The organism is Humibacillus xanthopallidus, assembly GCF_006716675.1.
Classification (GTDB): Bacteria; Actinomycetota; Actinomycetes; order Actinomycetales; family Dermatophilaceae; genus Humibacillus; species Humibacillus xanthopallidus_B.
In genome coordinates, this window is the sequence record NZ_VFPM01000003.1 from 23,755 (window position 1) to 46,496 (window position 22,742).

General features: G+C 71.3%; 21 protein-coding genes. 17 read left to right on the top strand and 4 right to left on the bottom strand.

Annotation, left to right across the window (positions count from 1 at the left end; translation table 11 throughout):
• Window positions 1-20: 20 nt before the first annotated feature.
• Entirely contained in the window at window positions 21-1,112 is a 1,092-nt protein-coding gene (locus FBY41_RS15295; RefSeq protein WP_141845182.1) for a ferrochelatase, read from the top strand.
• A 1-nt stretch (window position 1,113) separates the two neighbouring features.
• A complete protein-coding gene (locus FBY41_RS15300) occupies window positions 1,114-1,971 on the top strand; it encodes an inositol monophosphatase family protein (RefSeq protein WP_141845183.1) in 858 nt (285 codons plus the stop codon).
• Between the two features lie 100 nt (window positions 1,972-2,071).
• Here the strand turns inward: FBY41_RS15300 and FBY41_RS15305 are convergent, their stop codons facing one another.
• Window positions 2,072-2,257 carry a hypothetical protein gene (locus FBY41_RS15305; RefSeq protein WP_141845184.1) on the bottom strand — a complete coding sequence of 62 codons (186 nt, stop codon included), beginning with the start codon at window positions 2,255-2,257 and terminating at the stop codon, window positions 2,072-2,074.
• 332 nt (window positions 2,258-2,589) lie between these two features.
• On the opposite strand from FBY41_RS15305, the gene FBY41_RS15310 reads away from it, so the two are divergent.
• The 5 genes from FBY41_RS15310 to FBY41_RS15330 all read left to right on the top strand — a co-directional run bounded on the left by FBY41_RS15310 (window position 2,590) and on the right by FBY41_RS15330 (window position 5,561).
• A complete protein-coding gene (locus tag FBY41_RS15310; RefSeq protein ID WP_141819966.1) occupies window positions 2,590-2,889 on the top strand; it encodes a DUF4193 domain-containing protein in 300 nt (99 codons plus the stop codon).
• A 44-nt stretch (window positions 2,890-2,933) separates the two neighbouring features.
• Window positions 2,934-3,494: a dUTP diphosphatase gene (gene dut, locus FBY41_RS15315; protein ID WP_375869881.1), complete on the top strand. Its 561-nt coding sequence runs from the start codon at window positions 2,934-2,936 to the stop codon at window positions 3,492-3,494.
• Window positions 3,495-3,579: 85 nt separating this feature from the next.
• Window positions 3,580-4,344 carry a DUF3710 domain-containing protein gene (locus FBY41_RS15320; protein ID WP_260439819.1) on the top strand — a complete coding sequence of 255 codons (765 nt, stop codon included), beginning with the start codon at window positions 3,580-3,582 and terminating at the stop codon, window positions 4,342-4,344.
• Window positions 4,345-4,396: 52 nt separating this feature from the next.
• A complete protein-coding gene (locus FBY41_RS15325; protein ID WP_141845185.1) occupies window positions 4,397-4,789 on the top strand; it encodes an OB-fold nucleic acid binding domain-containing protein in 393 nt (130 codons plus the stop codon).
• On the top strand, window positions 4,782-5,561 hold the full coding sequence (locus FBY41_RS15330) for a DUF3159 domain-containing protein (RefSeq protein ID WP_260439820.1): 780 nt from the start codon (window positions 4,782-4,784) through the stop codon (window positions 5,559-5,561). Before FBY41_RS15325 ends, FBY41_RS15330 begins: the two co-directional genes overlap by 8 nt.
• Window positions 5,562-5,612: 51 nt before the next feature.
• On the opposite strand, the gene FBY41_RS15335 is transcribed toward FBY41_RS15330, so the two are convergent.
• Window positions 5,613-6,308: a potassium channel family protein gene (locus FBY41_RS15335; RefSeq protein ID WP_141845186.1), complete on the bottom strand. Its 696-nt coding sequence runs from the start codon at window positions 6,306-6,308 to the stop codon at window positions 5,613-5,615.
• 30 nt (window positions 6,309-6,338) lie between these two features.
• Window positions 6,339-7,001: a potassium channel family protein gene (locus tag FBY41_RS15340; protein WP_141845187.1), complete on the bottom strand. Its 663-nt coding sequence runs from the start codon at window positions 6,999-7,001 to the stop codon at window positions 6,339-6,341.
• A gap of 170 nt (window positions 7,002-7,171) precedes the next feature.
• On the opposite strand from FBY41_RS15340, the gene FBY41_RS15345 reads away from it, so the two are divergent.
• The 7 genes from FBY41_RS15345 (at window position 7,172) to FBY41_RS15375 (ending at window position 19,154) form a co-directional block, all read left to right on the top strand.
• Window positions 7,172-9,133, top strand: a complete 1,962-nt coding sequence (locus FBY41_RS15345; RefSeq protein ID WP_260439914.1) for an APC family permease — start codon at window positions 7,172-7,174, stop codon at window positions 9,131-9,133.
• Window positions 9,130-10,404, top strand: coding sequence for a class I SAM-dependent RNA methyltransferase (locus FBY41_RS15350; protein WP_141845189.1), 1,275 nt, complete (start codon window positions 9,130-9,132; stop codon window positions 10,402-10,404). The genes FBY41_RS15345 and FBY41_RS15350 overlap by 4 nt, the downstream gene beginning before the upstream one ends.
• Complete coding sequence (locus tag FBY41_RS15355; RefSeq protein ID WP_141845190.1) at window positions 10,401-11,606, top strand: glycosyltransferase family 87 protein; 1,206 nt, start codon at window positions 10,401-10,403, stop codon at window positions 11,604-11,606. The genes FBY41_RS15350 and FBY41_RS15355 overlap by 4 nt, the downstream gene beginning before the upstream one ends.
• A 75-nt stretch (window positions 11,607-11,681) precedes the next feature.
• Window positions 11,682-13,409 carry an HNH endonuclease signature motif containing protein gene (locus tag FBY41_RS15360; RefSeq protein WP_141845191.1) on the top strand — a complete coding sequence of 576 codons (1,728 nt, stop codon included), beginning with the start codon at window positions 11,682-11,684 and terminating at the stop codon, window positions 13,407-13,409.
• A gap of 208 nt (window positions 13,410-13,617) precedes the next feature.
• Entirely contained in the window at window positions 13,618-16,410 is a 2,793-nt protein-coding gene (gene acnA, locus FBY41_RS15365; protein WP_141845192.1) for an aconitate hydratase AcnA, read from the top strand.
• A 93-nt stretch (window positions 16,411-16,503) separates the two neighbouring features.
• Entirely contained in the window at window positions 16,504-17,706 is a 1,203-nt protein-coding gene (locus tag FBY41_RS15370) for a C39 family peptidase (protein WP_185749096.1), read from the top strand.
• A gap of 125 nt (window positions 17,707-17,831) precedes the next feature.
• On the top strand, window positions 17,832-19,154 hold the full coding sequence (locus tag FBY41_RS15375; protein ID WP_141845194.1) for a peptidase C39 family protein: 1,323 nt from the start codon (window positions 17,832-17,834) through the stop codon (window positions 19,152-19,154).
• Window positions 19,155-19,174: 20 nt separating this feature from the next.
• Here the strand turns inward: FBY41_RS15375 and FBY41_RS15380 are convergent, their stop codons facing one another.
• The gene (locus FBY41_RS15380; protein WP_141845195.1) at window positions 19,175-19,981 is read right to left on the bottom strand and encodes a VOC family protein; all 807 of its coding nucleotides are present in this window, start codon (window positions 19,979-19,981) and stop codon (window positions 19,175-19,177) included.
• Between the two features lie 31 nt (window positions 19,982-20,012).
• On the opposite strand from FBY41_RS15380, the gene FBY41_RS15385 reads away from it, so the two are divergent.
• The 3 genes from FBY41_RS15385 to FBY41_RS15395 all read left to right on the top strand — a co-directional run bounded on the left by FBY41_RS15385 (window position 20,013) and on the right by FBY41_RS15395 (window position 22,741).
• Window positions 20,013-20,381, top strand: coding sequence for a hypothetical protein (locus FBY41_RS15385; RefSeq protein ID WP_260439821.1), 369 nt, complete (start codon window positions 20,013-20,015; stop codon window positions 20,379-20,381).
• Between the two features lie 97 nt (window positions 20,382-20,478).
• Window positions 20,479-22,344 carry a 1-deoxy-D-xylulose-5-phosphate synthase gene (gene dxs, locus FBY41_RS15390; RefSeq protein ID WP_141845196.1) on the top strand — a complete coding sequence of 622 codons (1,866 nt, stop codon included), beginning with the start codon at window positions 20,479-20,481 and terminating at the stop codon, window positions 22,342-22,344.
• Between the two features lie 79 nt (window positions 22,345-22,423).
• Window positions 22,424-22,741, top strand: coding sequence for a hypothetical protein (locus FBY41_RS15395; protein WP_141845197.1), 318 nt, complete (start codon window positions 22,424-22,426; stop codon window positions 22,739-22,741).
• Window position 22,742 lies beyond the last annotated feature (1 nt).

Here is a 22,742-nt window from a genome sequence, read left to right on the forward strand (position 1 = left end):
CACCACGCGAAAGTGTTGGCATGCAGAACACCCTCGACCCGTACGACGCCGTCCTCCTCCTGAGTTTCGGGGGACCCGAGGCGCCGGAGGAGGTCATGCCCTTCCTGCGGCGGGTCACCGCAGGTCGCGGCATCCCCGACGAGCGCCTCGAGCAGGTGGGGGAGCACTACCACCACTTCGGCGGCCGGAGCCCGATCAACGACCAGAACCGTGCGCTCATCGCCGCGCTGCGGGCCGAGCTCGACGCACGAGAGATCGAGCGGCCCGTGCTCTGGGGCAACCGGAACTCGCCGCCGTTCCTCGACGACGCCCTGCGCGAGGCCCACGCCGCGGGCCACCGACGCCTCCTCGTCATCACGACGAGTGCCTACTCCTGCTACTCCTCGTGCCGGCAGTACCGCGAGAACCTCGCCGACGCCGTCGCCGCGGTGGCGGAGGAGGGCATCGAGCTGCAGATCGACAAGGTGGGTCCGTATGCGCCGCGGCCCGGCTTCGCGGCGGCCAACCTCGGCAGGGTCGTCGACGCGATGCGAGCCCTCGACGGGGCGCCCGACGACGAGGTCGCCCTCCTCTTCGTCACCCACTCGATCCCCACGGCGATGGACGAGACGGCCGGACCCGGCGACGGCGAGGGGCACCTCTACCAGCGCCAGCACCTCGCACTCGCTTCTGCCATCACCGACGAGGCCAACCGCATCCTCGGCCGTGACCTCACCGGTGAGCTCGTCTTCTGCTCCCGCTCGGGTCCGCCGAGCCAGCCGTGGCTCGAGCCCGACGTCAACGACCGCATCGAGGAGCTGGCCGCAGCCGGCACCACGACGGTCGTCGTCGCCCCCATCGGCTTCGTCTCCGACCACATGGAGGTCGTCTACGACCTCGACACCGAGGCGAAGGAGACGGCCGACCGGGTGGGCGTCGAGCTCGTGCGCGTGCCCACGGTCGGCACCGATGGGCGCTTCGTCACCGACCTCGTCGACGCACTCGTCGAGCGCGCCGCCGAGGCGCGGGGCGAGGCCGTCCCCGACTACGAGGGTCGGCGCCCGTCCGTGTGCGAGCCGGGCTGCTGCCCGAACCTCCGCCAGGCGCGTCCCGCCCTGTGCGGGCGTGACTGACATGGATGCATCGACCACGACCGCCATCCCCGGCGACGACGAGCTCACGGCCCTCGAGCAGCTCTGCATCGAGTTCGCTGTCACCGCAGGCAGGTTCATCCGTGACGAGCGCCCCGACCGCCTCGGGGTGGCCCAGACGAAGTCGACGGACACCGACGTCGTCACCGTGATGGACCGGCGCTCCGAGGAGCTGCTCCACCGGCTCATCCTCGAGGCCCGCCCCGACGACGGCATCCTCGGTGAGGAGGGTGCCGACGTCACGGGCACCTCGGGGCTCACCTGGGTCATCGACCCCATAGACGGCACCGTCAACTACCTCTACGACATCCCGGCGTATGCCGTGTCGGTGGCTGTCGTCGTCGGCGACCCCTCCCGAGAGGGTGGGTGGACGCCGGTCGCGGGTGCGGTCTCCGACCCGTGCCTGCGGCTCGTGCACCACGCCCGGCGTGGTTCCGGGGCATGGACGAGGCCGGAGGCCACGGGCGACCCCGCCCTGCCACGGCGGCTCGCGGTCTCATCCGAGCATCGGCTCGGGCGCAGCCTGCTCGCAACCGGATTCGGCTACGCGGCCGATGTGCGGGCGCGGCAGGCGGAGGTCCTCACCCGGGTCCTCCCGCTCGTGCGCGACATCCGGCGCATCGGCAGCGCAGCCCTCGACCTCGTGCGGGTGGCGGACGGCTCCGTCGACGCCTACGCCGAGTCGGGGATCAACGCCTGGGACCTCGCCGCCGGCTGGATCGTCGTCGAGGAGGCCGGCGGTGTCGTCGTCGGGCGCGACGGGGGCGCCCCCGGCAAGGCGCTCACGGTGGCCGCCGGGCCGGCCCTCGTCGAGCAGGTGGCCCCGCTCTTCACGACATAGCCCGCCCGACGCATACGGGCTTCACGGTCGAACCCGCCCGACGCATGTGCCAGGCGGGTTCGAGGGGGGTGGACGGCCCTGCGGGTGTGCAGGGCTGAGCTCAGGCGGCCCTGAAGGGCTCGAGCTCCGGCACGCGCACGCCGTTCTCCTCGGCGAGGCGGGCGAAGGACTCCAGCTCACCGGTGTGCACCTGCACCCGGTAGTCGTCACCCGCGGCGCGGGCCTGGCTGAGGTCACTCAGGGCGTCGGTGACGCGTAGGCGGATCTGGTCGACGAACTCGGTCATGTGCACCTCCGGGCCGGAAATCGATCGGTGGGTCCGGCGACCCTACCGCGTCGTAGGACCCCCACTGTGCACGTCGGACGGTACGCAGATGGCAAAGGAGAGGTGAACTATTGGTCCGAAAAGGACAGGCGCACGGTCACGTGGGCTCACTTGTCTCAGACCTTGGCCGGACGGAAGTGACAGCGCACCTTCGGATCGGGCACCATACGCGCACGCTGACATGTTTCGCGGCTGTTAACTCAGCGGGAGCAGCGGGAACAAGCGGACGACCACGAGCGTTCTTGGCGTCACAGAGCGCATGGCGCCCTACGAAGGGGAAGCGAGACACCACGATGGCAACCGATTACGACGCGCCTCGGAAGACCGACGACGAGCTCAACGAGGACTCCATCGAGGAGCTCAAGTCACGGCGGGTCGACAAGTCCTCGTCGAGCGTCGACGTCGACGAGACCGAGCAGGCCGAGGGCTTCGAGCTGCCCGGCGCAGACCTCTCCGGTGAGGAGCTGTCGGTCCGGGTCCTGCCCAAGCAGGCCGACGAGTTCACGTGTGGACGGTGTTTCCTCGTCCACCACCGCAGCCAGCTCGCCAAGGAGAGCAACGGCATGATGATCTGCACGGAGTGCGCCGCCTGAGCGGTGCCGTGCAGCATGGCAGCAAGCAAGTAGGGTCGGTCCTCGTGACCGACCCTTGTGCTGCCCCCGACGACCTCGGGACCGACGACCTCGAGACCGCCGGGGACGTGGCGCTCGAGGTCGCCGTCAAGGTTCTCGACCCCCAGCTGCCGCTGCCGGCCTACGCTCACCCCGGCGACGCCGGCGCCGACCTCTGCTCCGCAGTCGACGTCACGATCGCCCCCGGTGAGCGGGTTCTCGTGCCGACGGGCGTGGCGATCGCCCTGCCGGCCGGCCACGCCGGCTTCGTGCATCCTCGCTCGGGGCTGGCTGCTCGACACGGGATCTCGATCGTCAACGCTCCGGGCACCGTCGACGAGGGCTACCGCGGTGAGATCCTCGTCAACCTCGTGAACCTCGACCCCCGCGAGGCCTTCACGGTGCGACGGGGCGACCGGATCGCCCAGCTCGTCGTGCAACGGGTGGAGCGCCCTCGTTTCGTCGCGGTCGATTCGCTCACCGGGACCAGCAGGGGGGACACTGGACACGGATCCACCGGCGGCTTCGGTGGGGTGCCTCCGACCGCGGCAGGGTTCGCGGCGCCGACGCCCCCGCCGTCCGCGTGATCCGGGACTGATCCAGCAGCGATCATCGGATACGGTTCGCCGGGCGCACGGAGTGCGCCGGGTGACGGCACAGCACGAAGGACGGATGAGGGACGTGGGACTCTTCAGCAGGGGCCGGTCGAAGGACCGTCCGGTCGACGACGCGGTCGACGGTCAGGTCGACGAGACCCAGGACGACGTGGAGCTCGGCGACGAGGCCGCCTCCGACCCGGTCGAGCCCACCTCTCGTCCCTTCGACCGCAGCGAGGTCGACGACGACTCCGACTACCTCAACCTCGGCGCGATCTGGCTCCGGGGGAGCCAGGGCATGGAGCTGCGCCTCGAGGTGAACGAGCAGGAGCAGCAGATCACTGGTGTCACCGCCGTCCTCGGCGAGTCGGCCGTGCAGCTGCAGGCCTTCGCCGCTCCCCGCACCGAGGGCGTATGGGTCGACATCCGCAACGAGATCGCGGCGAGCATCGTCGACTCCGGGGGCACGGCCGAGGTCGTCACCGGGGAGTTCGGTGAGGAGCTGCTGACGCGCATGCCCCAGGCCGGCCCCGACGGTCGCACCGTCTTCATGCCCGCACGCTTCGTCGGCATCGACGGGCCGCGCTGGTTCCTCCGCGCCGTCGTCAGCGGTCGTGCCGCCATCGAGCCGGAGGCCGCCGAGGCAGTCCACGACGTCATCCGGACGACCGTCATCGACCGCGGCGACGAGGCGATGCCGCCCCGCGAGCTGCTCCCGCTCCGTCTTCCCGAGGTGCCCGCCGAGGCGGCCCAGGCCGCCGAGCCGGTCGAGCCGGGCGCGCCCCGACTCGACGACCTCAACCCCTTCGAGCGCGGCCCCGAGATCACCGAGGTCCGCTGATGTCCCGGCGTCACCGGGGTGCCCGGGGCGCCCGGAGTCCCCGGAGTCCCCGGTGAGCACGACGAAGCCGGGTGTCCTGCGCCGGCTCTCCGACCGGCTCACCAGCCCGGCGCACGAGCTCGAGGCGGCGGAGCTGCGCCGCGAGTCCGAGGACCTCGGCGTCAGCCACATCGGCGACATCGTCCAGCGCACCCGCGTGACCGTGAGCGGTGAGGTCCGCTCGGTCACGTTGCGCCCGCGCCACGAGACCCCGGCCCTCGACGTGGAGCTGTGGGACGGCAGCGACTCGCTGCACCTCATCTGGCTGGGCCGTCGGCGCATCGCGGGCATCGTGCCCGGCATCAAGATCCAGGCCACCGGGCGCGTCACGAGGCAGCGCAAGGTGACCACCATCTTCAACCCGGCCTACGAGATCCTCGGCCGGGTGGGGCAGACCCATGAGTGACGCCGAGTCCCCGTCCCCGTCGCAGCCGCGAGCGCCCATCGTCGGCGCCGAGCCGGAGCCGACGATGGGCGCGGAGGGTGACGCGGTCGCCCGCTCCGAGGCCGACCTGCGCCGCTACGAGACCGTCGAGGACCTCCTGCGCGACAAGCTCTCCGAGGCCATCGGCGGGTGGCGCGGGGCCGTCGAGTCGGCGGTGCCGACACTGGCCTTCGCGCTCACCTGGTCGGTGACGAAGGACCTGCGCACCTCGCTGTTCGTCGCCGGCGCCTGCGTCGCCGTCTTCCTCCTCGTGCGTCTCGCGCAGCGGCAGGACCCCCGCTTCATCGTGTATGCCGCCGTCGGCATCGGCATCTCGGCCTTCTTCGCGCTCCGGTCCGGCAAGGCGGAGGACGCCTTCCTGCCCGGCATGCTCCAGAACGCCGGTCTGCTCGTCCTGCTGCTCGTGACCAACCTGACGCGGTGGCCGGTCTTCGGCTTCGTCGTCGGGGTGGCAGAGCCCGAGGCCTTTGCGGAGGACCCGACGTGGTGGCGGCGCCACCGCGGCATCGTCACCGTCGCGATGCGCCTCGCCTGGGTGCTCATCGCCCTCAACATCGTGCGGCTCGCGATCATGGTGCCGCTCTACCTCGCCGAGCAGGTGGCGGCGCTCGGGGTCGCGAAGGTCGTGCTCGGCTGGCCGGCCTACCTGCTCGCCATCACCGCGATGGGCGCCATCCTCGTGCGCGGACGCACCCCGATCGACCCGAACGGCATCGCCCGCCCGGCTCCCTGACGGTCGTGCGCCCAGCGCCCGGTCGGTGCCGACCGGCGCGTGGTCGGCCCGTCAGACCTCGTCGTCGTCGGCTGAGCGGTGGTGCTGGGTGCCCGGCGCGACGAGCTCCTGGAGCCGGTCCTCCTGCTCCGTCGTGGTGATGAAGAGCAGCTCGTCGCCGGCCTCGATCGCATCGTCGGGTGTCGGGGCGAGCGGGCGCTCCTCGCGGATGATGGCGACGAGCACGGTGTCGGTCGGCCAGTCGACGTCACCGACCCGGCGCCCGGCGAACGGGCTGCCCTCGGGCAGCGTGATCTCGACCATCGAAGCCCGGCCCTGCTGGAACTCGAAGATGCGCACGAGGTCGCCGATGCTCACGGCCTCCTCGATGAGCGCCGTCATGAGGCGCGGCGTCGACACGGCGACGTCGACGCCCCACGACTCGTCGAACATCCACTCGTTCTTGGGGTTGTTGACGCGCGCGACGGTGCGCGGCACGCCGAACTCGGTCTTGGCGAGGAGCGAGAGCACGAGGTTCGCCTTGTCGTCACCCGTCGCTGCGACGCAGACGTCCGACTCCTCGAGCCGGGCCTCCTCGAGGGCCGCCAGCTCGCAGGCGTCGGCGAGCAGCCAGGACGCCTCGGGCACGCGCGAGGCCTGCACGTCGTCGGCGTCCTTGTCGATGAGCAGCACCTGGTGCCCGTTGGCGAGCAGCTCGCGGGCGATGGACCGGCCGACGCTCCCGGCTCCGGCGATGACGACGCGCATGCGGTTCCTTCTCCTGAATCCGTCAGTCCGTCAGTGGGCCGCGGGCGGCTGGTCGCAGAGGCGCTCGACCCGGGCGAGGTCGTCGCGCGGCACGGCGAGGTGCACGAGGTCGCCCTGCTGGATCATCATGTCGGCCCTGGGCAGGGTGCCCTCGCCGAGCCGCGTCACGTAGGCGATGCGGGCGCCCGTCTGCTCCTCGATGTCGGTCATGCGCCGCCCGATCCAGGGCTCGGCGAGGGGCACCTCGGCGATGACGATCTTGCCGCTGGGGTCGGTCAGCTCGGGCACCGCGCCCTGGGGGAGCAGCCGCTGGATCATCTGGTCGGCCGTCCAGCGCACCGTCGCGACGGTGGGGATGCCGAGGCGCTGGTAGACCATGGCGCGTTGAGGGTCGTAGATGCGCGCTGCCACGTGCTCGACGCCGAACGTCTCGCGAGCCACCCGGGCTGCGAGGATGTTGGAGTTGTCGCCACTGCTCACCGCGGCGAAGGCGTAGGCCTCTTTGATGCCCGCCGCGACGAGGGTGCGACGGTCGAACCCGATGCCCGTCACGGTCTGCCCGTCGAAGGACGTGCCGAGCCGCCGGAACGCAGACGCATCGGAGTCGATGACGGCGACGTCGTGGCCGCTGCGGCCGAGGGTGCGGGCGAGCGTCGACCCGACGCGGCCGCAACCCATGATCACGAAGTGCACGGACGCGACGCTACACCGTGCCGGGGCCCGCCATCGTGGGTCGGCGCGTGGCGGTGACCACCCCGCGGACGCCCTCCGGGGATGGTCTGTGGGAGGGGGCGTTCCGGCATACAGTGTCGTCCGTGCCACGTTCGGGATCGCTGCTCAAGCGACTTCTCCTCGGTCGCGCGATGCGCAGCGACAAGCTGGGCGAGACGCTGTTGCCCAAGCGGCTCGCGCTGCCGATCTTTGCCAGCGACGCCCTCTCGTCCGTGGCCTACGCGCCCGACGAGATCCTGCTCATGCTGGGTCTGGCCGGTGGTGCCTTCGTGGCGTCGCACAGCTGGCAGGTCACCATCGCGGTCGTCCTCGTCATGGTCGTCGTCGTCGCGTCCTACCGCCAGAACGTCCACGCCTATCCGTCCGGCGGTGGCGACTACGAGGTGGCGACGGTGAACCTCGGCCCCCGCGCCGGCCTCACCGTCGCGAGCGCCCTGCTCGTCGACTACGTGCTGACCGTGGCGGTGTCGATCTCGTCAGGTGTGCAGAACGCCGCTACCGTGCTCGGCTTCGTGCGCGGCCACGAGGTCATCGTCGCGGTCGCGCTCATCGCGTTCCTCACCGCGATGAACCTCCGTGGCGTGCGCGAGTCGGGCAAGGCCTTCGCCGTCCCGGTCTACGCGTTCATGCTCGCCATCATCGGCATGGGGATCTACGGCTTCATCCAGCACTTCACCGGCACCCTGGCGCCGGCCGAAAGCGCCAGCCTCACCCTCCTGCCGGAGGAGGGCCAGGGCCTGACGGGGCTCGCCGCCGCGTTCCTGCTGCTCCGGGCCTTCTCGTCCGGCTGCGCGGCCCTCACCGGCGTCGAGGCGATCAGCAACGGCGTGCCGGCCTTCAAGAAGCCGAAGAGCACGAACGCCGCGACGACCCTGCTGCTCATGGGGACGCTCTCGGTCGTCATGCTGGGGTCGATCATCGCGCTCAGTCAGTGGACCGGCGTCAAGATCGCCGACGACCCGGGCGCCCAGCTGCTGCGTGACGGCCAGCCCGTCGGTGACTCCTACGTGCAGCACACAGCCATCGGACAGCTCGCCGAGTCGGTGTTCGCGAACTTCCACTTCGGCGTCATCTTCGTCTCGATCGTCACCGGGCTGATCCTCGTGCTCGCCGCCAACACCGCCTTCAACGGCTTCCCGGTCCTCGGCTCGATCCTTGCGAGGGACGGCTACCTCCCGCGCCAGATGCACACCCGCGGTGACCGGCTCGCCTTCAGCAATGGCATCCTCATCCTCTCCGGGGCGGCCATCCTGCTGGTGATCGTCTTCAAGGCCGAGGTCACGGCGCTGATCCAGCTCTACATCGTCGGCGTGTTCGTCTCCTTCACCACCTCGCAGGTCGGCATGGTGCGGCACTGGACGCGCCACCTGCGGCTCGAGCGCAACGCCAAGGAGCGCGCTCGGATGCAGCGCTCGCGGGTCATCAACGCGGTCGGCGCCGCGATGTCGGCGACGGTGCTCGTCGTCGTCCTGCTGACGAAGTTCCAGGCCGGCGCCAAGTACGCCATCCTCGCGATGATCGTGCTCTTCCTGCTCATGCTCGGCATCAAGAAGCACTACTCCCGCGTGCGTGACGAGCTCGCGATCGACTGGGAGGTCGACCGTCCGACGTTGCCGAGCCACGTCCACGCCATCGTCTGCATCTCCAAGGTGCACAAGCCGACGATGCGGGCCCTGGCGTACGCCCGCGCCACCCGCCCGTCCTACCTCGAGGCCGTCACGGTCGACGTCGACCCCGAGGAGACCCAGGCGCTGCTCGACGAGTGGGACCGCCGCGACATCCCCGTGCCCCTCAAGGTCCTCGCGTCGCCCTATCGCCAGATCACGAAGCCGGTGCTCGACTACGTGCGCTCGATCCGCAGCGGCAACCCGCGCGACCTTGTCACCGTCTACCTGCCGGAATACGTCCTCGGCAGGTGGTGGGAGCAGATCCTGCACAACCAGAGCGCCCTGCGGCTCAAGGCACGCCTGCTCTTCACCCCCGGAGTCATGGTCGTCAGCGTGCCGTGGCAGCTCCAGTCGTCCGAGGGCGCCGAGCGGGAATGGATCGACGAGCCGCCGATCCCGGGCTCCGTGCGCGGGGGAGCCCTGTGAGCGAGCGCCGCACGCGGGAGCGCGCCGAGGGTGGCGAGTCGCTCGTCGGCCGCGAGTGGACGGTCGACGTCGGCCCGGTCGCGCACGGGGGCCACTGCGTCGCGAGGCACGAGGGACAGGTCGTCTTCGTGCGCCACACCCTCCCGGGCGAACGCGTCGTCGCGCGCATCACCGAGGGGCGCGTGGGCGACTCCTTCGTGCGCGCCGACGCGGTGACCGTGCTCGAGCCCGCTCCCGGGCGCGTCGCGCCCCCCTGCCCGTATGCCGCCCCCGGCCTCTGCGGGGGCTGCGACTTCCAGCACGCGTCCCTCGACACCCAACGGGCGCTCAAGGCTGCCGTCGTGCGCGAGCAGTTCGCGCGTCTCGCCCAGCTCGACGTGGACGTCTCGGTGCGGCCGGTGCCTGGCGACGAGCAAGGGCTGCGCTGGCGCACGCGGGTCGAGTTCGCGGTCGACGACCTGGGACGGCCGGGGCTGCGCGCGCACCGGTCGCGCACCGTGGTGCCGGTCGACGACTGCCTCATCGCCACCCGTGGGGTCATCGACTCGGGGGTGCTCGACACCGACTGGCCCGACGTCGAGTCGGTCGACGTCATCGACGCAGCCCACCCCGACGAGCCGGTGCTCGTGCCACTGCCGGTCGCCTCGGGCTCCGACGCGGCCGGTGGCCTCGTGGGCGAGCTCGTGCGAGACGGCGACTGGGAGGGTGAGTACGTCGTCTCGGCGCGCGGCTTCTGGCAGGTGCACCCCGGCGCCGCGTCGACCTTCCTCGGGCGCGTGGTCGCACTGCTCGGAGCCGAGCCCGGTGACCTCGTCGCCGACCTCTATGCCGGATCGGGCCTGTTCACCATGCGCCTCGCCGAGCTCGTCGCCCCCGGAGGGTCCGTGCTGGGAGTCGAGGGCGACGCACGGGCCGTCGAGAACGGCATACGCAACACGGAGCACCTCGAGGGTGTCGAGTGGCGGGCGAACCGCGTCGACCGCGAGCTGCGCTCGCTCGTGGCGCAGGGGGTGCGCGCCGACCTCGTCGTCCTCGACCCGCCGCGCACCGGGGCCGGCAAGGACGTCATGCGGCTGGTGGCCGAGCTGCAGCCTCGACGCGTCGTCTACGTGGCGTGCGACCCGGCGGCGCTGGCCCGCGACGTGCGGGCGGCGGGGGAGCGGGGCTACGCCATGGCCTCGCTCGAGGCCTGGGACGCCTTCCCGATGACCCACCACGTGGAGTGCATCGCGGTGCTCGAGCCGGCGTCCTCCGTCGATGAGCAGCGGTGACCCGCAGGCTGCCGACTGCCCTGCTCTGGATCGTTGCGTCCTGTGTGGTCGCGGGAGCGTCGTGGACGCGCCTGCAGGCGTCCCTCGCCGGTGACAACGCAGGGCATGACTTCCAGACGTACTACTCCGCGGCGGCCAGGGCGCTGACCGACCTCGGAACGCCGTATGCGGTGGACGGCTACGTCTACTCGCCGCTCGTCGCGCTCGTCGTCGCCGCACTCCTGCACACGGGCGGCCCACTGCTGTGGTGGAACCTCATCGCCGTGACGTGCGGGGTGATCGCGCTCATCGCGACCTGGCGCACCTTCACGGTCGAGCTCCGCAGCTGGCGCGCGCCTGCATTCGTGATCGTGGGTGCCGGGCTCCTCTTCTGGACCTGGCCCGTGACCCTGGAGCTGTTCTACGGACAGAGCGACCTGCTGGTGCTCGCGTTGTTCTCGGCGGCCGTTCTCGCGGCGCGTCGGGGTCGTGCCTGGGTCTTCGGTGCGCTCATCGGTCTCGCCGGGCTCGTGAAGACCTGGCCCCTCATCGCCGTCATCTGGGTCTTTCGACGCGGTGGGACCAGCCGGCCCTCGGCCGTCGTGGCCATGTGCGCCGTTCTCCTGGGGGGCGCGCTCGCCTTCGCTGCGTTCCTCGGTCCGTCGTTCGTGCCGGACTGGTACCTCGCGACGCGGCGGAACTCCGTGCAGCCCTACCTGTCGTACTCCGCGTTCGGGGTCGGTCGCGATCTCTTCGCCGAGGGCACCCAGTTCGAGCCCTTGGTGGTCTCACCGTGGTTGCGGTGGGCGGCCACGGCGGTCTTGAGCCTCTGGGCAATCGCCATCGGGCTCGTCGCTCTCCGCCGGCCCCATGACGAGCGGCTGGCGTTCTGGCATCTCGTCGGCTGTGGGCTGCTGCTCCTGCCCGTGAGCCACTGGTTCTACCTCATCCTCCTCGTGCCGATCGCCTGGATACACGTGGTTCGGCTGGTGAGTGGCCGCGTGACCGCAGGCATGCTCGGTGCGGGACTCGTGGTGGCAGCGTGGTGGCTGATCGCCTTCCGGACGCTCGACCAGGGGCGGACCGGATACGTCACGGTGGTGGGCGCGACGTTCGTCATGGTGACGGTCTCCGTGCTCCGCGACGCGTGGCTGTGGCGCCCGCGTGGGGCCGTTCAGGATGCGCCTGAGAGGACGAAGGTCAGCCAACTCGCCGTGGACTGACGGCGTGGGTGGTACGCGCGCGTGGGGTGTGGATGACGCCCGAGGACTGTCGGTGGTTCGTACTAGTGTTCGATCATGGACAGCGCGACGACCGCCCCAGAGACCTCACGGGTCTCGGCAGGCGCTGCGCTCGAGGCCGTGACGCTGGTGCCCGCGGCCGTGTTCGACGCGCTCCCCGCGACGGCGCAGGCGGCAGTGGTGGCGCGCATCGTGCCGGAGCGACTGCGCAGCCTCGACCACGCCGGGGCCGAGGCCGTCCTCGCCGTCACCCAGCGGGCAACCAACGTGCTGGCCGCCATGCAGGACCTCGCACTGGCGGCAGGAGTCCGGAGCGAGGAGCTGGACCTCTCGGACCTCGACGGGGGCTGGTCAGACGGCAGCGAGCACCGGCCGAGCTCCGTGAAGATCGTCGCGTCGAGCGTGGCCCCGCTCCTGCGGCTGACCCCGCGGTCGGCGGAGTCGCGGGTGGCCGACGCCCTGTGTCTCGTCGACGAGCTGCCCCGCACGCGCGGCATGACGCTGGAGGGCCTGCTCGACAGTCGGCAGAGCCGGGTCATCGTCGACGTCGCCCAGCTCGTCCAGGTGGGCGCCCGCCCCCTGTTCGACGCCGCCATCACGAGTGTCCCGGGTCTGGCCGAGCTGACACCTGCTCGGCTGCGGCGGCTCTGCGAGCGCACCGCGGCCCTCATCGACGAAGGCTCCATGGAGCAGCGAGCCGAGCGGGCGGTGGCCGACCGTTTCGTCCGGGTGACCCCTGGGGCTGATCCCGGCATGGCGTGGTGGACCGCGTCGCTCCCGTCCTACGTGTCGATGCAGGCTTGGGCCGCGATCGACGAGCTTGCCCACGAGTACGTCCGCGCCGACCCAGGCCGCACCATCGACCAGGCCCGGGCCGATGCGTTCGCCGACCTCCTCCTCGGGTCCGCGCACGTGACGACGACCGTCGAGCTCGTGGTGCCGACCTCCACCGACACCGACGGGGCCGGACTCCACGCGGTCGTCGGCGGAGCGACACCGCTGGGCGGCAGCGACCCGGCCGGCGCGACCCGTGCAGACCCGTCACCGGCAGACCCGAAGCCTGCCGCGTCTCCGTTGGCTCCGATCACTGACCCAGCGACCGCTGAGTCGCATCCGGCGGGTGGCGACCCCGACGGGCTGGAGCACGTCGTCGGCCCGGCTCTGGCCCCGTGGCACGCGATCGGCTCAGAACTGGCGCCACGGGGGAGCCCTGCCCTCGGAGGGCTCCCGGACGAGTCAGCCGTCCACCTGCTCGTCCTCCAGCAGCAGGAGGTGGCGCGTCGCGAGTGGGAGCGATTGCCGGCTGGGATGCTCGAGCGCTACCGGCTGCGGCTCGGCCCGTGGCGGCCACCCACCGTGGGCGTTCGCGACCCACGGGCGGGGTGGATCCTCTCCTCGACGCTCGTCGACATCCTCAGCGACCCGGACATCCGCCTGAGGGTGACGCGAGCGGACGCCCTCACGGGCGTGACCGTGGCACGGGACCCGTCCGTCTACCGGCCTCATGCCGCGCTCGCACGCCGGGTCCGAGACCGCGACCGCACGTGTCGCTTTCCCGGGTGCTCCGTTGCGGCGCAGCGGTGCGACCTCGACCACGTCGTGCGCTTTCCCGACGGCCCGACCTCGAAGGACAACCTGCTGTGCCTCTGCCGCACCCACCACGGTTTCAAGCACCACGCCGGCTGGCTCCTCGTGCTCGACGCAGACGGCGTCTGCACCTGGACCTCGCCCACCGGCCGCAGCTACGTGACGCGCCCCGCGGACGTCAGGGTCAGTGCCGCTTGACGTGCCGAGGCGGCGTGACCTCCGCTTCTCGCGGGGCCGAAGGCCCAAAAATCGCCCGTGGTCCCGGGCAGACAGGCGAGCCCGGGCGGTGAAGGATGGGCGCAAGACGGTGGCCTGACAACCACTGGGTCGTGTGGTTAGATATATCTTGACGTCAAGATATATCGAGCACCGCGACATCCAACAGAGTTGCTGGAAGGAGCCCGCTGTGGGCAGTGTTGACAGCTTCAAGGCCAAGGGGACCCTCGAGGTCGGTGGTCAGTCCTACGAGATCTACCGCCTCGCCGGAATCGAGGGGCAGGAGACGCTGCCCTACAGCCTCAAGGTGCTCCTCGAGAACCTCCTGCGCACCGAGGACGGCGCCAACATCACGGCCGACCACATCCGTGCGCTCGGGTCGTGGGACGAGAACGCGCAGCCCGACACCGAGATCCAGTTCACGCCCGCCCGCGTGATCATGCAGGACTTCACCGGCGTGCCCTGCATCGTCGACCTCGCCACGATGCGTGAGGCCGTGGCCGCCCTCGGTGGCGACGCCGCGAAGATCAACCCCCTGGCGCCCGCCGAGATGGTCATCGACCACTCCGTCATCATCGACGTCTTCGGCCGCTCCGACGCCTTCGAGCGCAACGTCGAGATCGAGTACCAGCGCAACCAGGAGCGCTACCAGTTCCTGCGCTGGGGCCAGACCGCCTTCGACGACTTCAAGGTCGTGCCCCCGGGCACCGGCATCGTGCACCAGGTCAACATCGAGCACCTGGCTCGCACGGTCATGGTGCGCGACGGCGTCGCCTACCCCGACACCTGTGTCGGCACCGACTCCCACACGACGATGGTCAACGGCCTCGGCGTGCTGGGCTGGGGCGTCGGCGGGATCGAGGCCGAGGCGGCCATGCTCGGCCAGCCCGTCTCGATGCTCATCCCGCGCGTCGTCGGCTTCAAGCTGAGCGGCTCCATCCCCACGGCGGCCACCGCGACCGACGTCGTCCTGACGATCACCGAGATGCTCCGCAAGCACGGCGTCGTCGGCAAGTTCGTCGAGTTCTACGGCGAGGGCGTGGCCCAGGTGCCGCTCGCCAACCGCGCCACCATCGGCAACATGAGCCCGGAGTTCGGCTCGACCTGCGCCATCTTCCCGATCGACGAGGTCACCCTCGACTACCTGCGCCTCACCGGTCGCTCCGCCGAGCAGGTCGCGCTCGTCGAGGCCTACGCCAAGGAGCAGGGCATGTGGCTCAAGGCGGGTCCCGACCAGCCCGAGGCCCGCTACAGCGAGTACATCGAGCTCGACCTCTCGACCGTCGTGCCCTCCATCGCCGGCCCGAAGCGTCCCCAGGACCGCATCGCGCTGAGCGACGCGAAGGAGGCCTTCCGCAAGGTCCTGCCGACCTACGTCGCGCACGACGAGGGTGACGCGGGCGCTGCGTCGTCGTTCCCCGCCAGCGACCCGTCGCCCCAGGGCGCGACCGACGGCACCAACGGCGGCTCGAAGCCGGCCGACGAGGGCGACGGCACCGGCCGCCCCTCGAAGAAGGTCTCCGTGACCGACGCGACCGGCCGCACCTTCGAGATCGACCACGGCATCGTGTCGATCGCGAGCATCACGAGTTGCACGAACACCTCGAACCCCTCCGTCATGATGGCCGCCGCGATGCTCGCCAAGAACGCCGTCGAGAAGGGCCTGAGCGTCGCCCCCTGGGTCAAGACCTCGATGGCGCCCGGCTCCAAGGTCGTCACCGGCTACTACGAGAAGGCCGGCATGTGGCCCTACCTCGAGAAGCTCGGCTTCCACCTCGTCGGCTACGGCTGCACGACCTGCATCGGCAACAGCGGCCCCCTCAACGAGGAGATCAGTGCCGCGATCAACGAGGCCGACCTCGCCGTCACCTCGGTGTTGTCGGGCAACCGCAACTTCGAGGGCCGGATCAACCCCGACGTCAAGATGAACTACCTCGCGAGCCCGCCGCTCGTCATCGCCTACGCCCTCGCCGGCACGATGGACTTCGACTTCGAGACCGAGGCCCTCGGCAAGGACACCGACGGCAACGACGTCTTCCTCAAGGACATCTGGCCGGCCCCGGCCGACGTCGAGGCGACCATCGCCACGTCGATCAACCAGCAGATGTTCACCGACGACTACGCCGACGTCTTCGCGGGTGACGAGCGCTGGCAGTCGCTCCAGACGCCGGTCGGCGACACCTTCGCCTGGGACGCCGAGTCGACCTACGTCCGCAAGCCCCCGTACTTCGACGGCATGACGATGGAGACCACCCCCGTCTCCGACATCGAGGGCGCCCGAGTGCTCGCCAAGCTCGGCGACTCGGTGACGACCGACCACATCAGCCCGGCCGGCGCCATCAAGAACGACAGCCCCGCGGGCAAGTACCTCGCCGCCCACGGCATCGAGCGCAAGGACTTCAACTCCTACGGCTCGCGCCGCGGCAACCACGAGGTCATGATCCGTGGCACGTTCGCCAACATCCGTCTGAAGAACCTCCTCCTCGACGGCGTGGAGGGCGGCTTCACTCGCAACTTCCTCGACGGCGGTGAGCAGACGACGATCTACGAGGCGTCCCAGGCCTACCAGGCGGCCGGCGTCCCGCTCGTCATCCTCTCGGGCAAGGAGTACGGCTCCGGCAGCTCCCGCGACTGGGCCGCCAAGGGCACGAGCCTGCTCGGCGTCCGGGCCGTCATCGCCGAGAGCTACGAGCGGATCCACCGCTCCAACCTCATCGGCATGGGTGTCATCCCGCTCCAGTACCCCGAGGGCCAGAACGCCGACTCGCTCGGCCTCGACGGCACCGAGACCTTCGCCATCACCGGCATCACGGCCCTCAACGAGGGCACGACGCCGAAGACCGTGAAGGTCGTCGCCACCAAGGAGTCCGGCGAGACGGCGGAGTTCGACGCCGTCGTGCGCATCGACACCCCCGGCGAGGCGGACTACTACCGCAACGGCGGCATCCTCCAGTACGTCCTGCGTTCGCTCGTCGCGAGCTGACGCCGGAGCGAGTCGCAGCCGCAGGTACGGCGGCCACACCATGGGCCCGACCTCTTCGCGAGAAGCGGTTGGGCCCATGGCATGCTTCCTGCCGTGACCGAGCGACACGCGACCTTCGCCGTCTGGGAGGACGGGTTCGACTGGGCTCCGGGCGAGCCCGTCCCGTATGCCGACCCGCACGTCCCGGGGGCACCTGAGCTCACCTACGTGGCCCGGTCGTGGGAGTCGCCGGTCGTCGCCACCGACTTCGGGGCGAGCGAGCTCATCCCGTCGTGGAACGCCCGAACGCCGGCAGGCACGTGGCTCCGCCTCGAGGTGCGCGTCGCGTCCGAGGAGCGAGGCGAGCCGTGGACCCCGTGGCTCGTCCTCGCTCGATGGGCCGAGGGAGACCCGGAGGAGGGGTCGCCCATCACGCGCACGACCGTGCCGGGCCAGGTGCTCGACGTCGGGCGGGTCGCCACCGACTGCTACCGCGCGACCGCGCCGCACCGCTTCGACCGCTGGCAGATCCGCGTCACCGGGCTCCGGGCGCCCGATGCAGCCGACGCCACCGACGCCACCGACGCCACCGACGACACCCACGACGGCGGCTGGCCCGAGGTGACCCTCGTCGCCGGCGCGGCCCTCGCGTTCGCCGTGCCCGATGACGAGCCCACGAGCGCACCGACCCTCGGCCGCGCCGTCGAAGTCGCGGTGCCCCCGCACTCGCAGCGCCTGCACGTCGGCACCTTCCCGCAGTGGGACAACGGGGGCCAGAGCTGGTGCTCGCCGACGTCGACGACGATGCTCCTCGAGCACTGGGGGGTGGCCCCGACCCCCGAGGAGTCCGCGTGGGTCGGTCACGACACCGACCCCGCCGTCGTCCACGGCGTCCGTCACGTCTACGACCCGGCCTACCGCGGCGCCGGCAACTGGACCTTCAACACGGCATATGCCGCGACGCGGGGCCTGCGCGCGTACGTGACGCGCCTGCGCGACCTCACGGAGGCCGAGCGGTTCGTCGCGGCCGGCATACCGCTCGTCGTGTCGGTGACCTTCCACCGCAACCAGCTCGACGGCGCGGGCTACGACACGAACGGTCACCTGCTGACCATCGTCGGCTTCACGGCCGAGGGCGACGTGGTCTCCAACGATCCCAACAGCCACATCGTCGCGAGCAACGAGCAGGTGCGCACGGTCTTCCGGCGAGACCAGTTCGAGCGGGTCTGGGTCGGCGACGACGGTGGGCTCGCCTACGTCATGGCGCCGCCCGGGGTCAGCCTGCCGGAGCCTCCGGCGGAGGCCAACTGGGGCTGACCCCCTGTCGCGCAGGCGAACTCGCGCCATCCCACCGCGACGACGCGAGAATTTACGACCGCTTGACCCCATCGCCGCGGCGACGGGAGTTGACTGGCCGCCCTGTCCCTCGCGAAAGGTGCGCCATGCCCAGCCGTTCCACCCTGTCGGACACCCCCGACGTGCCCGTTGTCCCCATCCGGCCGAGCCGCCGCGCGCTACTCGCTTCTGCGGCCGCCGGCACGGCTCTCGCCGGGCTCGCCGGTGTCTCGGGAGCCGGTGCCGCCCGCGCCGCAGACACGAGCAAGAAGGCCGACCCTGCACGGCACGTCGCCTTCACCTCGTGGTCGGGGGCGGAGCTCGCTGTCGGGCCCTTCGACTCGACCGTCGACTACGTCGACCCGCACGCCCCCTCGGGCGCACCGGTGACCTACGACGTCGCGACGTGGACCTCCCCGGTCGTGACCCCTGGCTTCGGCCTCACCGAGCTGGTCGCGTCGTGGAACGCCGCCACGCCGGGCGGGTCGTGGATCGAGATCCGGGTGCGAGGCACGAGCGCGGGCACGCTGACCAAGGACTACGTGCTCGGTCGCTGGTGCGCCGAAGACCCGGCCGACGGCGGCGGCATCCACCGCACCTCCCTCGCCGGCCAGGGCGACACCGTCGCCACGGTCTACACCGACACGCTGGCGACGCGGACCGGCTACACCCTGACCGACTGGCAGCTCGAGGTGCGCCTCCTGCGCCCGCACGGCACGACGCACGAGCCGACCCTGTCGGCCGTCGGGGCGATGGCCTCTGCCCTGCCCGACACGAAGAAGGTGCCACGCAGCCCCAACGGGCCGGCCTGCGGCATGGAGCTGCCCGTGCCGGCCTACTCGCAGGAGGTGCACGTCGGCCACTACCCGCAGTGGGACAACGGGGGAGAGGCCTGGTGCTCGCCGACCTCCACCGCGATGGTCGTCGACTTCTGGGGCGCCGGTCCCACGGCCGCGGAGACGGCGTGGGTCACGCCGCCCGTCGACCCACAGGTCGACTTCACGGCCCGCAACGTCTTCGACTACACCTACGACGGCGCGGGCAACTGGCCCTTCAACACCGCCTACGCCGCGACGCGCCCGGGGCTGCGGGGTTTCGTCACCCGACTGCGCAGCCTCACCGAGGCCGAGGCCTTCATCGCCGCAGGCATCCCGCTCGTCGTGTCGGTCTCGTTCAGCAAGGGCGAGCTCCAGGGGGCTGGCTACAGCACGAACGGCCACCTCATGGTCATCCGCGGCTTCACCACCGCTGGCGACGTCATCGCGAACGACCCCGCGTCGCACCTCATCGCCCACGACACGCAGGTGCGGGTCGTCTACGACCGTGAGCAGTTCGAGAACGTCTGGGTGCCCCACAGTGGTGGCATCGCCTACGTCATCGCGCCCGCCGGCCACCCCCTGCCGCCGGCTCCCGCCGAGGCCAACTGGTAGGCCGGCCGGTCAGGTGGGGCTCACGGGACGAGGCCGGTGCGGGGGTCGCGGTCGGTGATGCAGTAGCGCGCCCCGGTCGGGTCGGCCAGCACGGTCCAGCCGAGCGCGGGGTGCACCTGCTCGACGACGGCGCCGAGCCGCTCGTGCCGCCTCGTCTCGGCGCCCCGGTCGCTGCTCGCGAGGTCGAGGTGCGCGGTGACGACGTCGCGGGGGTCGTCACCCAGCCGCTGCAGCAGCAGCCGCAGCGGTATGCCGTCCGGCCGGGCCAGGTGGGCCAGCTCGGGGTGGGCGGCCGACGTGCGCAGTTCCCACCCGGTGAGGTCGGCCCAGAAGGTGCACTCGGTCGCGAAGGCATCCGCCGGGATGTCGAGGCACACCTGGTCGACCAGGCTCTCGTGGTCGCCGTCGTCGCCGGACCACCGCGACGGGCCCGGACGCTCGCGCAGCCGCTCGTGCACGAGGCAGAAAGTGAGGCCGCCGGGGGAGTGCAGCACGACGTAGCCGTGCGGTGAGCGGTGCACGATGCGTCCGCCCAGTGACACCGCCGTCTCGGCAGCCGGCGTGATGTCGGCGGCGGTCGGCACGTGGACGTCGAGGTGGATCGACGGACGGTCCGGTGACGAGCCGTCGGGGCGGCGCACGGCGACGGTGCGCTGCACCTTGACGAAGGGGTCACCAGCGGGAGGTAGCAATGTCATGAACTCCGCGTCCTCCCCACGAGCCGGCGAGACGGCATACCCCGTCACGGCGGACCAGAAGCGCGACCCTGCCCCGTGCCCGTCCGGCGGCAGGTCGAGGAAGGCGGTGAGCCACATGACCCGGATCATGGCCCGAGCGTAGGGGAGGCACACTGGAGCCATGACTGCGCACACCCCACCCGGTTGGCCGAAGGGTGTGCCGCCGGCGCACACCCCCGGCTGGGAGGATCGCGCCGTGCTCTGGCTGCTCGACCAGTGCCCGCCCGACTACCGCGGGTATGCCGGGTGGCGGCGGCACCCGATCGCGCTCGCCTGGCTGGCCGGTCGGCACCTCGACGGGCAGGTCGTCGCCATGCGAGACGCGTGGCGGGAGGCGCGGGTGGCGGTCGGCCCGCACGTGCCGGCCGACGCGCTCGAGGAGATCCTCGGCGAGATCGAGGCCGAGGGGATGCGGCTGCGCGCGGCCTCCCGTTCCACGCACCTGCTCCACGAGGCGCTCCAGGGCAAGGTGTTCGCCCCCCGGCTGTGACACCCGCGACAGCGCCTCGCCCTCGCGCACGTTTCCGTGACGGCGGGCGTTCACCCTAGACTCGATCGACCCACCCGTAGCGAGAGGACGAGGCAGCGTGGCCCTGCTGGAGACCATCACGAGCCCTGCGGCGCTCAAGGCGCTCCCCGAGGACCAGCTGGCACCTCTGGCCGAGGAGATCCGCCAGTTCCTCGTCACCGAGGTCTCCAAGACCGGTGGCCACCTCGGGCCCAACCTCGGAGTCGTGGAGCTGACCATCGCGCTCCACCGAGTCTTCACCTCCCCGACCGACACGATCGTCTTCGACACGGGGCACCAGGCCTACGTGCACAAGCTGCTGACCGGGCGGCACGACTTCAGCAAGCTGAAGAAGCGCGGCGGCCTCTCCGGCTACCCGAGCCGCGCCGAGTCCGAGCACGACGTCGTCGAGAACTCGCACGCGTCGACGGCCCTCTCGTGGGCAGACGGCATCGCGAAGGGACGCCGTCTGCGCGGCGAGACCGGGCGGCACACCGTCGCGGTCATCGGGGACGGCGCCCTCACCGGCGGCATGGCGTGGGAGGCGATCAACAACATCGCCGTCGACAAGGACCTGCCGCTCGTCATCGTCGTCAACGACAACGAGCGCTCCTACGCCCCGACGATCGGCGGCCTCGCCGACCACCTCGCGACCCTGCGCACGACCCGTGGCTACGAGCGCTTCCTCGACTGGGGCAAGCGCTCGCTCGCGAAGACCCCCGTCGTCGGCGGTGCGATGTTCGAGACCCTCCACGGCGTCAAGAAGGGCATCAAGGACATCGTCGCCCCGCAGGGCATGTTCGAGGACCTCGGCCTGAAGTACATCGGCCCGGTCGACGGCCACGACGAGCCGGCTGTCGAGCGCGCCCTCGCCAAGGCACGCGACTTCGGCGCACCGGTCATCGTGCACGTCATCACCCAGAAGGGCCGCGGCTACCAGCCCGCCATCGACGACGCGGCCGACCAGTTCCACGGCGTCGGCAAGTTCAACCCCGAGACCGGCCTGCCCTTCGAGGTCGCCGGGCGCATCTGGACCGACGAGTTCAACGAGGAGATGGTGGCCATCGGGGCCGAGCGGCCCGACGTCGTCGCCATCACCGCGGCGATGCTCATCCCCGTCGGGCTCGACGGCTTCGCCGCCGCCTACCCCGACCGCGTCTTCGACGTCGGCATCGCCGAGCAGCACGCCGTGACGATGGCCTCCGGCCTCGCGTATGCCGGCCTGCACCCCGTCGTCGCCGTCTACGCGACGTTCCTCAACCGGGCCTTCGACCAGGTGCTCATGGACTGCGCCCTCCACAAGGCCGGCGTGACGTTCGTGCTCGACCGGGCCGGCGTCACCGGCAGCGACGGCGCCTCGCACAACGGCATGTGGGACATGACGCTCACCTCGATCGTGCCGGGGCTGCGCCTCGCGGCGCCGCGTGACGGTGACCAGGTCAAGAAGCAGCTGCGCGAGGCCCTCGACGTCTCCGACGGCCCGACCGTCCTGCGCTTCCCCAAGGGCGACGTCGCGGACCCGCTCGTCGCCGTGCGCTCGGCCGGTGACGTCGACGTGCTCTTCGAGAACGCCGGCGAGGACGTCGACCTGCTCGTCGTCGGCGTCGGGGCCTTCGCCGGCCTCGCGACGGAGACCGGGGAGAAGATCGCCGCCCACGGCCGCACCGTCCGGGTCGTCGACCCGCGCTGGGTCGTGCCGGTGAGTGACGACGTGGTCGCGCTCGCCCGCCAGGCACGGGTCGTCGCCGTCGTCGAGGACAACCTCGTGAGCGGTGGCGTCGGGTCGGCGGTCACCCGTGCGCTCCGGGACGCCGAGGTCGAGGTGCCGGTGCACACCTACGGCATCCCCAAGCGCTTCCTCGAGCACGCGTCGCGGGGCCAGATCCTCGAGGACCTCGGACTCACCGCAGACCAGCTCGTCGCCGAGCTCGAGCCGCGCCTCTGACGGGAGGCCGGCGGCTCAGCGCCGCCCCTTCAGGGGCCCGGCCCGGGCCCGGCACAGGACGGCTGCCTACGATCGGGGGATGCAGCTTCGAGACGCAGCAGACGTGACGACGGCCCCCATCGCAGCCCTCGGGCTCGTCGGCGGCTACGTCGCCGCCCGCGAGACCGGCATCCGTCCCCTCGGGGGCGTCGTGCTCGCCGCAGCCGGGCTCTATGCCGGCCGCACGTGGGTCGCCACGGCCGGGGGAGCCGGCGCCGCCGGCCTTGCCGCTGTCTACCTCGGTGGTTTCGCGGCCTCGCACCCCCTCGCGAAGAAGGTCGGCGCCTGGCCCTCCGTCCTCGTCGTGGCGGCAGTCAGCGCCGCCGCCTCGTGGGTCGTCGCCGACCGCAGGCGCTGAC